Genomic DNA, 15,180 nt, shown 5'->3' with positions numbered 1-15,180 from the left:
TTCTGATAGACAATTACCAAACGTCCATTTTAAAGGTACCAGGATTGTTGAACTGTCTAAAACAAGGGGTCCTACTTTTAGAAACTGTCCTTGACAAGGGGTACGGTTTACTCTTTTCTCTGCACTCTGCACTCTGCACTCTTTACTCTGCACTCCTGCTTACGGCAGATACTGCAGGGGGCTGACCACTTCTCCGTGGATACGGACTTCGAAATGACAGTGGGGTCCGGTAGAATTGCCGGTGCTGCCGGCCAGGGCGATGGTCTGCCCTTTGCTCACCTGTTCCCCTTCTCCCACGGTAATGGAAGAATTGTGGCCGTACAGGGTCACCATGCCCCCGCCGTGGTCGATCATCACCGCATTGCCGTAGCCGCCCATCCAGCCGGCGTACACCACGGTGCCGCTGTCCGCGGCATGGACCGGATCCCCGTAATCGGCGCCGATATCCAGCCCTGCATGGAAGATCTGGGTCCCCCAGATGGGATGGACCCTCCAGCCGAAGGGAGAGGTGATCTCCCCGTTCACCGGCCAGGCCAGCTGGCCGGTGCCCCCTGCCTGGGGCATCATCCGGCCTTCCTGTTCCATCCGCTGGATCATGGCGGTGATTTCCTGGCTGTTCCGCTGGAGTTCTTCATATTCCGCATCCAGCTGGGCTTTTTCCGCCAGAGCCTGTTCATACAGTTTCTGCCGTTCCACCGTCTTCTGGGCCACGATCTGCTGTTCCTTCTGGCCTTCCGCATGGGCAGCTGCCAGCTGGCTCTTGATGTCGTCCAGTTCCGCCTTTTTCGCCAGCAGTTCCTCCCGCTGGGTCTCCAGCCGGTCGATCAGGTTGAAATCCCGGCGGACCACCCGCTGGAGCAGGTACATCCGGGAAGAGAAATCCCGAAAATCCGCCGCTCCCAGCAGCACATCCAGATAGTTCACCTGGCCGTTTTCGTAAATGTCCCGGAGCCGTTTTTTGTACACCGCCCGGCTTTTGTCATATTCCTTCTGTTTGGCTGCCAGAGCCGCCTCGTTCTGACGGATCTTGATTTCCAGAGCCTGCTGCCGGGCCTCGATGGCCGCCAGCTTCCGCTTGGCTTCCGCCAGTTCTTCCTGGGTCAGGATCAGCTGCTCCATGGCATTGCCGATTTCTTTTTTCTTTTCTTCCAGCTGGGCGTCCTTTTCCCCCAGCTGCTGCTGGATCTCGTCCAGCTGAGCCCGCTTCTCCTCAATGGTTTCCGCCCAGGAAACGGAAGCGGACAGCTGGGTCCCCAGCAAAAGGAGGGCGGCAGCAAGGGCTGCTTGTTTCTTCATCCCCACCGCCTCCTACACATCCAGGAACTTCCGCAGGGAGATGCTGCTGCCCAGAGCCCCGATCAGGGTCCCCACACAGACCAGTCCCCCGCAGAGCCAGCCCATGGTGGGCCAGCTGGGCAGCATGGGGAAGAAGGCCAGTGTCCCGTAGATCTTGGCCTGGATGGCATTGTACCCTTTGTACAGAGCCGCCGAAGCGATCACCGCCCCCACAAAGCCCATGATCATTCCCTCCAGCAGAAAGGGCCAGCGAATGAACCAGTCAGTGGCCCCCACATATTTCATGATGTTCACTTCCCGGCGCCGGGCAAACACGGTGATCCGGATGGTGTTGGAGATAATGAACAGGGTGGCAATGGCCAGAAGCACGATCAGCAGCACCCCGCCGATCCGGAGCACCCGGGTCAGCTGGAACAGATGTTCCACCACTTCCTGGCCGAACTTGGCGGTTTCCACCCCGGGCATCTGCTGGAACTGGGGCACCAGCTGGGGAATCCGTTCCGGATTGTCCACCTGGATCTCAAAGGAGGCCGGGAAGGGATTGTCCTCTCCCAGGGCCGCCAGCAGCTTCTGCTGTTCTCCCAGACGGCTCTTGAAATCCGCCAGGGCCTGCTCCTTGGTCCGGGGCGTCACCTTCACGATCCCGGGGGTGCTCCGGAGCACTTTTTCCATCTGCTTCAGCTGGTCGGCGGAAGCGCTGTCTTCCATATAGATGGTGACCTGGACCTGGTTCTCCAGATGTCTGGCCAGGTTGTTCACATTGAGCACCATGGTGAGGAACATCCCCAGCACCAGGATGGACAGGGCCACAGTGCTGATGGAAGCAATACTCATCAGGGAATTCCGCTTCAGAGAGGTAAAGGTCTCCTTGATGTAATACCATTTTGTACTAAACTTCATACCCGTAAACTCCTTTGCGGTCATCCCGGACCAGCCGCCCGTTTTCCAGGGCGATGACCCGTTTCTGCATATAATCCACCATGGTCTTGTCGTGGGTGGCCATCAGGATGGTGGTGCCCCGGCTGTTGATCTGGGTGAAGATTTCCATGATTTCCTTGCTGGTTTCCGGGTCCAGGTTGCCAGTGGGTTCATCGGCGATCACCAGGAGAGGATCGTTGACAATGGCCCGGGCAATGGCCACCCGCTGCTGTTCGCCCCCGCTCATCTCTCCCGGATAGTTGTCCCCCCGGCCCTTCAGGCCCACCAGTTCCAGCACTTCATTGACCCGCTGTCGGATCTTGTGGCTGGGGGCCTCGATCACCTGCATGGCAAAGGCCACGTTTTCATAGGCGGTCCGGTCGTTGAGCAGCCGGAAGTCCTGGAAGACGATGCCCAGCTGCCGCCGGAGATAGGGAATGTCCCCCCGCTTCAGTTTCATCACATCCACTCCGTCCACCAGGATCTGCCCGGAAGTAGGTTCGATTTCCCGGGAGATCAGCCGGATGAAGGTGGATTTGCCGGCCCCGCTGGGGCCCACCAGGAACACAAACTCTCCCGGTTTGATATGTACGTTGATATCCTCCAGGGCTACCGCCCCGCCAGGATAGACCTTGCCTGCATGACGCATTTCCAGCATGGGATTCCTCCTGTATTTTCATAGGTTGGAAAACCCGGTCCAAAAAAGGCCCGTGGACATCTGTCACCGGGCCAAAAGGGCCAGGGCCCCTCCAATATTGGCTCTGGCTTCTTCCCGGAGGGCACGGATCTGTTCCCGTCCCTGCCGGCCGTCAGAGTTCCAGAGTTTTTCGGCCATGGCCGTCAGTTCTTCCGCCGTCACCTGGCCGATGGTATCCACCACCGTCCCCTTCATGCCATCCACGAACCGGTCCACCTTGGGGTCATAGGAAATGGCCATAAAGGGAACGTCGTTGATGGCGGCAAACACCAGGGCGTGGAGCCGCATGCCAATCAGCAGATGGAGACAGCTGATCAGGTCCTGGTATCCCTGGGTGGAACATTTCTGGTCCAGGATGAACACATCCCGGCGGTTTTCCATAGCCTCCGCCACCTGATTGGACAGTTCCCCGTCCGCCGGAAACTGGAGGGGCACAAAGACAATCTGGGCCTGGAACCGCTTTTTCAGTTCATCCGCCGCCCGGGCAAATTCCCGTACGAACCGTTTTTCTCCCTTCCAGTGCCGGAGGGCAAAGCCCACCAGAGGCCGGGAAGGATCCACCCCCAGTTTTTCCAGGAGCCGGAGGCCCTCCTGTTTCCGGCCTTCCGGAAGGGAGAACACCGCATCGCTGGTCACATGGATGGCGGCAGGATCAAAGCCCATGGATTTCAGATCATCCAGGGACCCGTCGTCCCGGACGGTGATCAGATCCGCCTGCCGGCACACCAGCCGGGTAAGACGGCGGCTGAACCAGCCCCGGATGGGGCCGATGCCCTGGGCAAACAGCATGATTTTCTTCCCCATGACCGCCGCCAGGGCAATCAGGGAAAGATAATAGTAGAGGCTCAGCCGGCTGGTCACGTTCTGGAGCAGGCTGCCGCCTCCGGAAAGGAGCAGATCCGTCCCGGCCATGGCCCGGCAGATTCCAGGCAGGTCGAACCGATGGACCGCCTTCACCGGATGGAGCCGGGCGGTGACTTCCGGATTCCCGGAGATCACCGTCAGCTCCACCTGGGGATCCTGCTGTTTCAGGCTGGTTACAATGGCCGTGAGCATGGCCTCGTCTCCGGCATTGGAAAACCCGTAATAACCGGAAATCAGGATCTTACCCAAAGGGATTCCTCCTCTTTGCACAGAACGCTGCCACATGGGGATACGCCAGGGCGAAGATGGCAAGGGCAATAAGCCCGGCCACCAGCCCCACTCCGTATCCGTCCAGGGCCCGTACATAACTCATGAGAATGGGCGAACGCATGTGGGCAAAGGTCTGGACGGCACTGCCCTGGCCGATGGCGGCCCCGGTGACGCACAGTCCGTAGAACCAGGTGGGCAGCTTTTTCCAGGCAGCCCAGGCGGCCAGGAAAAAGGCCGGATGGCCGATCATGAATTCCTTTTCCCGGGGCCGGGCCCACATGGTCTCTTCCAGGAAGAACCGGAGCTTCTGCTCAATGGCAGGCACCGGCACCCCGGCCGTATGGCCGCTGCGGCCGATGAACACCCAGGCCACAAAGGCGAAGATGCCCAGGATGCACAGGGCCTTCAGGTTCAGAGGCTGGTTCAGGAAGCCCAGCACCCGGCGGAAAGGCTTCCGCCAGTCTTCTCCCTGCTGCCACAGACCATGGGTCCGGAGGAACAGCAGGCAGGTCAGGACCACCGGCAGCATGAAGGTGGCCTTTACCCCCCGGTAGATATCCATTTCCAGCAGGAACCGGGTATCGCTGAGTATGCCTCCCACCATGGACGCCCCGATCAGGGACAGGACGATGGTTTCAAACAGATGGACACAAGTCCGGAGAGCCAAAGCCCCCAGGCTGCCCCGGGATCCGTTTTTCCGCCAGATCCCCATCATCCGGTGCATGCTCAGCACCGGGAAGATCACCGCAGCCCCAAAGGCCACGCCCTGACGGGCCAGGAGCCCCAGGGGTCCGGCAAAAAGGCCGGCAGTCACCAGCACCCCGAAAATGCCCGTGGCTTTGACATAATGCTTTTCAGGGAGTACCCCCAAAAGCAGGAAATACAGGCACCAGGCGGCGGCCAGGGAGAAGGCCATGGGAATGTACCACAGCCGGCTGGGCTGGTATACCTTGTAAATATCCGCCGGCCCCGTGGCAAAGCCCTTGCTGGCCACATCCCTGGTCACCCGGTCCACATAGTCCAGGTTGGTCTGGAGCAGGGTCTTGTTGTCCCGGGGAGTCAGGAAGGTCTTGATGTAGTTCACCCGGATGTTCCGTTCCTCATCCGCCAGGGACCAGCGGCGGAAGGCATCGAACACCTGCATTTTCCGCTGTTCCGCATCGGCGATCACATAGGTCCGGGCCACCTGATAGTTGGCCAGTCTGGCCAGTTCGGTCATCCCTTCCAGTTTTACGAACTGGAGCTGGGTGACCCCTTCCACCATACCCATGGTAATGTGCCGCTGGAGCAGGTTTTTGGCCACCAGAGGCAGGTACTTGTTGTTCCCCAGCATCTGTTTGCCGCTGCCGATGATCAGGCTCACTTTGGCCCCGCTGTCATCCAGCCGGCGGAAGAAGGCGTTGATCTGTTCCTCTTCGCTGGCGGCGGCTGCGGTATACCGTTCACAGTAGTTGGTGGGACGGATGGCCACCATGAAGCCGTTCTTCGTCACATCCTGGAGCTCATCGGTGGACGGCCCCAGGTCCATTTCCCGGACGCCCCGTTCGTCCCCGGCAATGGGGTTCTTGCTGATGATGGTATCCCCGTCGAACCGGAGGATCAGGGGAGAGGCATTCAGTTCCACGATCCGTTCTTTCCCGAACCGGAGCCGGATGTCCTCTTCTGCTTCCTTCAGGGCCCGTTCACTGGTCCCGGCGGAAATGTACAGGGCATCCACCATAAAGTCCGGATTGTCCACAATGGCCTGCCATTCCGGACGAAGCTGCTGGACCCGGGCCAGTTCCAGGAGCTGGGCCCCGGTGAGCACATTCACGGACCCTTTCTGGGCCAGTTTGTCCAGGCTGGTGTCGAACACTGTCAGGGTGGTCACCCCCCGGTCCCGGAACTCCTTGAACACCTGCTCCTTGGGAACTCCTTCCTCCTGGGCCATGCGCACCAGGCTGTTGTATTCCATGACCGTTTCAATGGTTTTGTTGGCCCGTTCCACCTGGATCCGCTGCCAGTTCAGGCACAGGGAAGCGGCCAGTCCCAGGCCCACCAGGGCCAGGAACAGTTTCTGATAGGTTTTCATGGTGTCAGACCACCTCTCAGTGTTTCAGGCTGCGGAGATAGGCTTCCACAAACAGGTCCAGATCCCCGTCCATCACCGCCTGGATGTTGCCGGTTTCCGCTCCCGTCCGATGGTCCTTCACCATGGTGTAGGGCTGGAACACATAGGACCGGATCTGGCTGCCCCATTCGATGGCCTGGTAATCCCCGGCGATTTCGCTAATCTTTTTGTCCTGGATGGCCTTTTCATATTCATACAGTTTGGCACGGAGCAGGGCCAGGCAGCGTTCCTTGTTCTGGAGCTGGCTCCGTTCGTTCTGGCACTGGACCACGATCCCGGTGGGAAGGTGGGTCATCCGGACAGCGGAAGAAGTCTTGTTGACGTGCTGTCCGCCGGCACCGCTGGCCCGGTAGTAGTCCACCCGCACATCGTCCATGTTCAGGTTCACTTCCACGGTTTCGTCCAGTTCGGGCATTACATCCACTGCGGCAAAAGAGGTGTGCCGCCGGGCGTTGGCATCGAAGGGAGAGATCCGCACCAGACGGTGGACCCCCTTCTCGCTTTTCAGGAACCCGTAGGCATTGTGTCCCTGGATGGTAAGGGTGGCGCTTTTCACCCCGGCTTCTTCCCCGGGGAGTACATCCAGCAGTTCCACGGAGAATCCCTTCCGTTCCGCATACCGGGTGTACATCCGCAGCAGCATGTTGGTCCAGTCCTGGGCTTCGGTGCCGCCGGCCCCGGCATGGAGGGTCAGGATGGCGTTGTTGGCGTCATACTGGTCGCTGAGGAGCATGCCCAGTTCCAAGTCCGCCAGGGTCTTCCGGGCGGTTTCCACTTCGCTTTCGATTTCACTCTGGAGGCTGTCGTCCTTTTCCTCCATGGCCATTTCCCAGAGGGTCTCCACGTCTTCCAACTTCTGGTTCAGCCCGTGGTAGGTCTCCACTTCGCTTTTCAGGTTGTTGGCTTCCTGGGCCACGGTCTGAGCCTTGTCCGGATCATCCCAGAACCCGGGCGCCGCCATCTGGTGTTCCAGGTCTTCGATCCGCTCTTCCTTCTGGACAATCTTCAGACCGCCCTTCAGTTCTTCCAGTTTATCTTTCAATTGGGTGATTGCCGGTTTCAGTTCTTCCAGTAACAAGATTTTCCAGCCCTTTCTTTTCGTAATGGTAAAATGGGAAAAACGAAGCCGGGTTTCCCCAGCTCCGTTTGGTGCATCCGTTTTTGTCTCCCCCAGCGGGGATTCGGGGAATGCTGTCCCCGGGCGCTCTTACTGCCGGGGAGCCCCTGCCGGCTTTCCTTCCCCGTGGATTTCCGCAGGAGTCTGAGCACCTTCCGCCGTACCGTCCACATTGGGGTTATTCACGGAAGCGTTGGACAGGTGGTCTACCACCGTAGGCTGGGTCACCACGTTCACCCGGTACATGTACCGGACCACATCGTCCACAATGGCTTCCTTCATGCCTTCGAACATGTCGTAGGCTTCAAATTTGTATTCCACCAGAGGATCCCGCTGGCCGTAGGCCCGGAGCCCGATTCCTTCCCGGAGGGCATCCATGGCATCCAGGTGTTCCATCCAGTGGGTATCCACCACCTTCAGCATCACCAGGTTTTCCAGTTCCCGCATAATGGGAGCGGTGATGGCGGTTTCCCGTTCGTCGTAGTAATCGTGGGCCACCTTGTGGAGATGTTCCTCCAGTTCTTCCCGGCTCATGTTGGCCAGTTCGTCAGCCTTCAGGCTGCCCTGAGGTGCATAGAATTCCTCTGCGTATTTGATCAGGGAAGGAATGTCCCAGTCCTCGCTGTAGGCTTCTTTGGGAGCGTACATATCCATGGTCCGGTCCACAATGTGGTCCGCCATGCCCAGGACCGTTTCCTTCAGATCGGCCTTTTCCAGGATCTTCCGGCGCTGGTCGTAGATGACTTCCCGCTGTTCGTTCATCACATCGTCATATTCCAGCACGTGTTTCCGGATGTCGAAGTTCCGGCTTTCCACTTTCTTCTGGGCGTTTTCGATGGACCGGGTCACCAGCTTGTGTTCGATAGGTTCGTCTTCGTCCATCCCCAGCTTGTCCATGATCCCGGAAATGTTGTCAGAACCGAACAGCCGCATCAGGTCGTCTTCCAGAGACAGGTAGAAACGGGTGGAACCCGGATCCCCCTGACGGGCGCAGCGGCCCCGGAGCTGATTGTCGATCCGGCGGGATTCGTGCCGTTCCGTACCGATGATGTGGAGACCGCCCAGTTCGGCCACCCCTTCGCCCAGGGTGATATCCGTACCACGGCCGGCCATGTTGGTGGCAATGGTCACGGCCCCCATCTGGCCGGCATCTGCCACGATCTCCGCTTCTTTTTCATGATACTTGGCGTTCAGCACATTGTGCTGGATGCCCTTTTTCTTCAGCATGGCGGACAGTTCCTCGCTCTGGGCGATGGAAGTGGTCCCCACCAGCACCGGCCGGCCTACGGAATGGAGTTCCTCAATGGCCTTCACCACAGCCCGGTACTTGGCTTTCTTGGTTTTGTAGATCACATCCGGGTAGTCGATCCGGATATTGGGTTTGTTGGTGGGCACCACGTAGACGCTGAGCCCGTAAATCTTCTGGAATTCCTGTTCTTCCGTCTTGGCGGTGCCGGTCATGCCGGACAGCTTGTCGTACATCCGGAAGTAGTTCTGGAAGGTGATGGTGGCCAGGGTCTGGCTTTCCCGTTCCACCTTCACATGTTCCTTGGCTTCGATGGCCTGGTGCAGCCCTTCGGAATACCGGCGGCCGTACATGAGCCGGCCGGTGAATTCATCCACGATGATGACTTCCCCGTCCTTCACCACATAGTCCCGGTCCCGGATCATCAGTGCCTTGGCCTTCAGGGCTTCCATCAGCTGATGGGACAGATCCGTGCCGTTTTCCGGATCGTACATGTTCTTTACGCCCAGGAGTTTTTCCGCCTTGGCGATACCGGCTTCGGTAGGAGCCACGGTCTTGAGCTTTTCATCTACGGTGTAGTCTTCTTTTTCCTTGAAGTTCTTCACCACATCCGCCATGATGTTGTACAGATCCGTGGATTTTTCCCCGGGACCGGAAATGATCAGAGGCGTACGGGCTTCATCGATGAGGATGGAGTCCACTTCGTCCACGATGGCATAATGGAGGGGCCGCTGGACCATCTGATCCAGGGACACCACCATATTGTCCCGGAGGTAGTCGAACCCGAATTCGTTGTTGGTGCCGTAGGTGATATCCGCTGCATAGGCTGCCTTCCGGGCGGGGAAATCCATGTCGTGGACAATCAGCCCCACGCTCATCCCCAGGAACCGGTACACCCGGCCCATGTCTTCACTGTCCCGGCGGGCCAGGTAGTCGTTGACGGTGACCACATGGACCCCTTTGCCTTCCAGGGCGTTCAGGTAAGCCGGCAGGGTGGCCACCAGGGTCTTCCCTTCACCGGTACGCATTTCGGCGATGTTCCCCCGGCGGAGGATGCAGCCCCCGATCAGCTGCACATCGAAATGACGCAGCCCCAGCACCCGGCGGGAGGCTTCCCGGACCACGGCAAAAGCTTCCGGCAGCAGGTCATCCAGGGTTTCTCCTTTGGTGAGCCGCAGCCGGAATTCCTGGGTCTTGGCACAGAGGCGGGCATCGCTGAGCCCGGCCATTTCCGGTTCCAGCGCATTGATTTTATCCACATAGCCCTGGCAGACCTTCAATTCTTTCTTATTGGGGTCACCAAAGACCAGTTTCATCAGGTTTTCCAGCAAGTATATCACTCCTCAGTTCTTGTAAGCGCTCCAGGCGCAAATTACCACTATGAATCCATTTTTTTATTGTAGCAAATGCGTATATGAAAGTCAAAAAGAGTCGGGGCAAACGCCCCGGCTCTTTGTAAAAATTTCTTGAATTTACGGGATAACCCAGTTTTCGGAAAAGGTTCAGGCCATTTCCGGATTAATCAGGCCGTAATCCCCGCTTCTTCTCCGGTATACAATGGCGATTTTTTCCGTTTCCGCATTGAAGAAAATGAAGAAATCGTGGTTCAGCATGTTCATCTGCATAATGGCTTCCTGGACGCCCATGGGCCGCATGGCGTAATTCTTGGTACGGGCTACCTTGAATTCCCCGGTTTCTTCCGGTACATCTTCACTGTCTTCTGGCAGCGGAGCCGGTGCCGCATCCTTGAAGTTGCTGTATTTCCGTTTCATCAGGCGGGTCTTGTATTTATGGATCTGCCGTTCGATTTTTTCCACGCACTGGTCAATGGATGCATACATATTTTCAGAAGTTTCCTGGGCCCGCAGTACGATGCCGCTGGCAGGAACCGTGATTTCAACCGTATGTTTGCCTTTTTCCACCCGCATTACCGCGGTGATCTCACCTACCGTCTTGAACTGTTTGGTAATGGTCTGCACGCGTTTTTCCACGTAATCTTTTAATGCCTGGGTGACCTCGATGTTTTTACCACGAACTTTTACTGCCATAATAACTACCTCCTCACCAATGGGACATTTCCCATCGTTGTTATTATACATATTCTACAACTCTTCGGAAATCCCTGCAAAAGAAAATAAAAAAATGTAAATTTTTTTGATAAAAAGAGGCTGCCGCACAGGCAGCAGCCCCTCTCTTACAGGATTTTGGACAGGAAATTCCGGGCCCGTTCGTTTTTGGGATGGGCGAAGAATTCGGTAGGATCTCCCTGTTCCAGGATCTTCCCGCCGTCCAGGAACAGGATCCGGTCTCCCACTTCCCGGGCAAAGCCCATTTCGTGGGTCACCACCACCATGGTCATCCCTTCCTGGGCCAGGTTCTTCATAACATCCAGTACTTCGTTGATCATTTCCGGGTCCAGGGCGGAAGTGGGCTCGTCAAAGAGCATGGCCTTGGGCTTCATGCACAGGGCCCGGGCAATGGCCACCCGCTGCTGCTGGCCCCCGGACAGGCTACCGGGATAGGCGTCGGCCTTGTTCAACAGGCCCACCTTGTCCAGGTACAGCTTGGCCTTTTCCACCGCTTCTTCCTTCTTTTCGTGGCGGACGATCATGGGAGCCAGGATCAGGTTGTCCATCACCGTCATGTGAGGGAACAGGTTGAACCGCTGGAACACCATCCCCACTTCTTTCCGCACTTCGTTGATGTTGGCTTCCCCGTTGAGGGGGATCCCGTCAAAGGTAATGGAGCCGGCCGTAGGCACTTCCAGATAGTTCAGGCACCGGAGAAAGGTACTTTTCCCGCCGCCGCTGGGGCCGATGACCACCACCACTTCCTGTTCGGCAATGGTCACGTCGATGCCCTTGAGCACCTCGTTGTCCCCATAGCTTTTCCGGAGGCCCTCCACTTTAATCATTTCACTGTTCATCTTTCTTGTACCGCCTTTCCAGGACGCCTACCAAACGGGCCACCGCAAATGTCATAATGAGATAGATGATGGCCACGCTGAGCCAGATTTCAAAAGAGGCATAGGTCCGGGCAATGATCAGCTGGCCCCGGCGGGTCAGTTCTTCGAACCCGATGACGGACACCAGGGAGGAGTCCTTCAGCATGGCGATGAATTCGTTGCCCAGAGGCGGGATGATCCGCTTGAAGGCCTGGGGCAGGATAATGTGGCGCATGGTCTGCCACCAGGTCATGCCCAGGCTCCGGCCGGCTTCCATCTGTCCCTTGTCGATGGATTCGATGCCGCCCCGGAAGATTTCCGCCACATAGGCCCCGGAGTTGATGGAGCAGGCGGAAATGGCAGCCACATAGGCATCCACCCGGTGATGGATCAGGGCCGGCAGGGCAAAGTACACCAGAAAGATCTGGACCAGCAGGGGGGTGCCCCGGAGAAAGGTCACATAGATATCGCCTAAAATGCGCAGGGCCCTGATGCCGCAGAGACGGATCAGGGACACCACTACGCCGATGAAGAGCCCCAGGCCCACACTGGCCGCTGTGATTTCTACAGTAATGCCTGCCCCGGCAAGCAGCAGGGGCAGGGATTCCTTCATGATTTCAAAATTCATGCATTCTCTTCCTTTTCCAGAAACCGCTTATTGAGCGGCTTTGGCATCTTTGCCGAACCATTTGGTGTAGATCTTGTCATATTCACCGTTTTTCTTCAGTTCAGCCAAAGCCTTGTTGAAGTCGGCAGCCAGTTTGCTGTCCTTCTTGAAGGCAAAGCCGTAGGATTCCGCATCCATGGTATCCCCTACGATCTTGTCCTTGTCCTTGCCTTCCTTGGTCAGGTAGTACTGGGCCACAGGCTTGTCGATGATCACCGCGTCAACCCCTTTGTTTTCCAGTTCCAGGAAGACTTCCGCATTGGTGTTGAAGGAAGTCACTTTGGCGCCGGGAACCTTGGCGGCCTTGTCAGCACCAGTGGTGCCGATCTGTACGGCGATCTTCTTCCCTTCCAGGTCTTTGATGCTCTTCACATCGTTGTTGTCCTTGGTCACTACCACTACCAGACCGGAAGTGTAGTAGGGATCAGAGAAGGTCACGGCCTTTTTCCGTTCGTCGGTGATGCTCATGCCTGCGGCCACCGCATCGATGTTGCCGGAGTTCAGGGCCGGGATCAGGGCATCGAAGCCCATGTTCTGGATTTCCACTTTTTTGCCCAGCTGTTTGCCGATGGCCCGGGCCAGGTCCATATCGAATCCGGCGAATTCCTTGGAATCTTTTTCCTGGAATTCGAAAGGAGCAAAGGTGGGTTCGGTCCCTACTTTGATCACTTTCTGGTCATTGGCAGCCTGTTTGGTATCGCTTCCGCAGCCGGCCACGGCCAGCATCAGAGCAGCCAGTACGCACATTACAGCAGAGATTTTTTTCATAATCTTCCCTCCATCTTCATAATGTAATCATTATACAGCGTTGCGTATGTTTATACAACCGGTTTTCGAGAAAAAGGGGCTGCCGCATACGCAGCAGCCCCGTCACCAGCCTCTAGTCACTAGTCTCTGGCTTTTGGAAATCAATTGTACCAATTGATTTTGAATTTGTTTTTCAATGCCAGCAGAGCTGGCTTCCCCCGGCCATTGACAATTGACCACTGACCATTGACAATCTCTTATTCCGCCTTGAACCACTTGTCGTAAATCTTCTGGTATTCTCCGTCTTTCTTCAGTTCAGCCAGGGCTTTGTTCAGCTTGTCGCAGAGTTCTTTGTTTTTCTTGGCAGTGGCGATGCCGTAGAAGTCGCCTTTCTTGGGGGTCCCCACGCTCTTGGCGTACTGGCTGCCCCCCTGTTTCAGGAAGTACTGGAGCACCGGCAGATCGCTGATCACCGCATCGGCGCCGCCGTTTTTCAGTTCCAGGCAGGCCAGGTCGGAGGAATCGAAGGTCTTGACCTTGGCTCCTTCAATGGTTTCCGCATATTTGGCCCCGGTGGTGCCCAGCTGGACGGCAATGGTCTTGCCCTTCAGATCATCCAGACCCTTGATGGCATCGTTATCCTTTTTCACCACGGCCATCAGACCGGATTCATAGTAGGGATCGGTGAAGTTCACTTTCTGTTTCCGGGCATCGGTGATGCTCATGCCAGTGATGGAAACGTCGATGTTCCCGGATTCCAGGGACGGGATCAGTCCGTCAAAGGCGATGCTCTTGATGGTCACCTTTTCATAACCGGCTTTTTTGGCCAGAGCATTGATCAGGTCGATGTCGAAGCCCTGGACCTTGCCGTCCTTCTTGTCGGTAAATTCAAAAGGAGCAAAGGAAGGGTTGGTCCCCACCACCAGTTCCTTTTTGTCAGTGGCTTTTTTGTCGGCGGTGCCGGAGCCCCCGCCGCATCCTGCTGCGGCCACGCACAGCATCAGCCCGGCCAGGATTCCAGCAAGCATCTTCATTTTCTTCATAAATATTCCTCCTCATTTGGCCCATATACTGGCTATTTCGTTATTTGATGGATAAATTATACATCTTTATTTATTTTTATTCAACAAGAAATTCGCATCCGCCAGAATTTCCCACACTTCCGGCTCTTCCAGACCTTTCCTCCAGTAGGCGCTGCCGGCCAGGTTGTACCGGCTGATCAGGGCGTTCTTCAGGGCCAGGCTCCGGGCATCTTCCTGCCATACCCGATGGAGCACCCCCTGTTCCCGGTATTCAAAATAATACTGGGCTTCCTCGCTGCGCCAGGCAGGCACCAGGCCCTTTTCAGCGATCAGCTTCCGGGCTCCGGGCATAGAAAGGGTTTTGGCGCTGACCATTCCGTTTTCTTCTTTCCAGTCCCGCATGTAGAGAGGCATCCCCAGCACCAGTTTTTCCGCCGGCACTTCTTCCAGGGTCTTCCGGATTCCCCGTTCCACCCAGGGCAGGCTGGCTACAGAGCCGGCTACTTTGGACAGCCGGTGGTGTTCATCGTAGGCCATGAGCATTACATAGTCCACCTGTTCGCTGAGGGCCTTCCGGTCATAGCACCGGGACCAGTTCCCGTTGTCAGAAGGCACGGTCACGTCTATGGATACCGTGTACCCTTCCTGGCGGAGGGGCCCTGCGATTTCTCCCACAAAGGCGGTGAGCCGGTCGCTGTCTTCTGCCCGGATGTTCTCGAAATCCAGGTTGATGCCGTCCAGCTGGTACTTTCGGGCCAGGGCCAGGAGCCCTTCTGCTGCATTTTTCCGGCCGGCCGGATTGTCCAAAAGCCCGTGGGTCAGGTCCGGGTCGAACCCGTTGGTAATAAGGGCCCACACCCGGTATCCCTTGGCATGGGCCTGGGGCGCATAGTCCAGGGAGGCGTTCTTTTCTTCCATATTCCCATCCGTATCCCGGATCACGAACCAGCTGGGAGAAAGGACGGTGATCCCGGGAAGCTTCTTCTCCCTGGCCAGGGTGGAAGGCTTTTCTCCCGGAGCCTGCCAGTCCCACACCAGCCCCACTGGCCCTTCCACCTTCCGGGGACGGTAAGGTTCCTGGACCGGGGGATTTTTCCCCTTCTCCGGTCCCGCCGGTTCTGGAGTCCGGGCACAGGCGGTGCCCGTAAGGGTCATCAGGCAAAGGCAGAAAATACAGATCCATCGTTTGTCCACACGATCTCCTCCTCACTGTTTTGTGGGGCATCGGATCAGCGTCCCCACGGTACCCAAGGTACCGTTTGATTGCCGCCAGCCCCCTCTT

13 protein-coding genes are annotated in these 15,180 nt (G+C 57.2%); all 13 read right to left on the bottom strand.

The genetic code is table 11. The features are described 5' to 3' along the window. Positions 1 to 159 precede the first annotated feature (159 nt). Positions 160 to 1,296 carry a murein hydrolase activator EnvC family protein gene (locus ACTQY1_RS07245; protein WP_022488374.1) on the bottom strand — a complete coding sequence of 379 codons (1,137 nt, stop codon included), beginning with the start codon at positions 1,294 to 1,296 and terminating at the stop codon, positions 160 to 162. Positions 1,297 to 1,308: 12 nt separating this feature from the next. Beyond that, positions 1,309 to 2,196 carry a permease-like cell division protein FtsX gene (gene ftsX, locus ACTQY1_RS07240; protein ID WP_022488373.1) on the bottom strand — a complete coding sequence of 296 codons (888 nt, stop codon included), beginning with the start codon at positions 2,194 to 2,196 and terminating at the stop codon, positions 1,309 to 1,311. Continuing rightward, positions 2,186 to 2,872, bottom strand: coding sequence for a cell division ATP-binding protein FtsE (ftsE, locus tag ACTQY1_RS07235; RefSeq protein WP_154487931.1), 687 nt, complete (start codon positions 2,870 to 2,872; stop codon positions 2,186 to 2,188). The genes ftsX and ftsE overlap by 11 nt, the downstream gene beginning before the upstream one ends. Before the next feature lie 63 nt (positions 2,873 to 2,935). Further along, on the bottom strand, positions 2,936 to 4,024 hold the full coding sequence (csaB, locus tag ACTQY1_RS07230) for a polysaccharide pyruvyl transferase CsaB (RefSeq protein ID WP_441373948.1): 1,089 nt from the start codon (positions 4,022 to 4,024) through the stop codon (positions 2,936 to 2,938). After that, positions 4,017 to 6,116 carry a DUF5693 family protein gene (locus ACTQY1_RS07225; RefSeq protein ID WP_154487932.1) on the bottom strand — a complete coding sequence of 700 codons (2,100 nt, stop codon included), beginning with the start codon at positions 6,114 to 6,116 and terminating at the stop codon, positions 4,017 to 4,019. Before ACTQY1_RS07225 ends, csaB begins: the two co-directional genes overlap by 8 nt. 16 nt (positions 6,117 to 6,132) lie before the next feature. Next, positions 6,133 to 7,233 carry a peptide chain release factor 2 gene (prfB, locus tag ACTQY1_RS07220; protein ID WP_441373947.1) on the bottom strand — a complete coding sequence of 367 codons (1,101 nt, stop codon included), beginning with the start codon at positions 7,231 to 7,233 and terminating at the stop codon, positions 6,133 to 6,135. Between the two features lie 129 nt (positions 7,234 to 7,362). Then, on the bottom strand, positions 7,363 to 9,834 hold the full coding sequence (gene secA / locus ACTQY1_RS07215; protein ID WP_441373949.1) for a preprotein translocase subunit SecA: 2,472 nt from the start codon (positions 9,832 to 9,834) through the stop codon (positions 7,363 to 7,365). Positions 9,835 to 10,020: 186 nt separating this feature from the next. After that, on the bottom strand, positions 10,021 to 10,566 hold the full coding sequence (hpf, locus tag ACTQY1_RS07210) for a ribosome hibernation-promoting factor, HPF/YfiA family (protein ID WP_154487933.1): 546 nt from the start codon (positions 10,564 to 10,566) through the stop codon (positions 10,021 to 10,023). A gap of 146 nt (positions 10,567 to 10,712) precedes the next feature. Then, on the bottom strand, positions 10,713 to 11,432 hold the full coding sequence (locus ACTQY1_RS07205; protein WP_154487954.1) for an amino acid ABC transporter ATP-binding protein: 720 nt from the start codon (positions 11,430 to 11,432) through the stop codon (positions 10,713 to 10,715). A gap of 1 nt (position 11,433) precedes the next feature. After that, positions 11,434 to 12,090: an amino acid ABC transporter permease gene (locus ACTQY1_RS07200; RefSeq protein ID WP_154487934.1), complete on the bottom strand. Its 657-nt coding sequence runs from the start codon at positions 12,088 to 12,090 to the stop codon at positions 11,434 to 11,436. Positions 12,091 to 12,117: 27 nt separating this feature from the next. Next, entirely contained in the window at positions 12,118 to 12,897 is a 780-nt protein-coding gene (locus ACTQY1_RS07195) for a basic amino acid ABC transporter substrate-binding protein (protein WP_154487935.1), read from the bottom strand. A gap of 236 nt (positions 12,898 to 13,133) precedes the next feature. Then, positions 13,134 to 13,919, bottom strand: coding sequence for a basic amino acid ABC transporter substrate-binding protein (locus ACTQY1_RS07190; RefSeq protein ID WP_154487936.1), 786 nt, complete (start codon positions 13,917 to 13,919; stop codon positions 13,134 to 13,136). 66 nt (positions 13,920 to 13,985) lie between these two features. Further along, the gene (locus tag ACTQY1_RS07185) at positions 13,986 to 15,092 is read right to left on the bottom strand and encodes a glycosyl hydrolase family 18 protein (RefSeq protein ID WP_441369070.1); all 1,107 of its coding nucleotides are present in this window, start codon (positions 15,090 to 15,092) and stop codon (positions 13,986 to 13,988) included. Positions 15,093 to 15,180: the final 88 nt, after the last annotated feature.

It is taken from the genome of Acidaminococcus sp. HCP3S3_G9_1 (genome assembly GCF_052122455.1).
Lineage (GTDB): Bacteria > Bacillota > Negativicutes > Acidaminococcales > Acidaminococcaceae > Acidaminococcus.
Note: the sequence above shows the minus strand (reverse complement) of the source record. Positions and strands in the feature narration are given on the sequence as shown.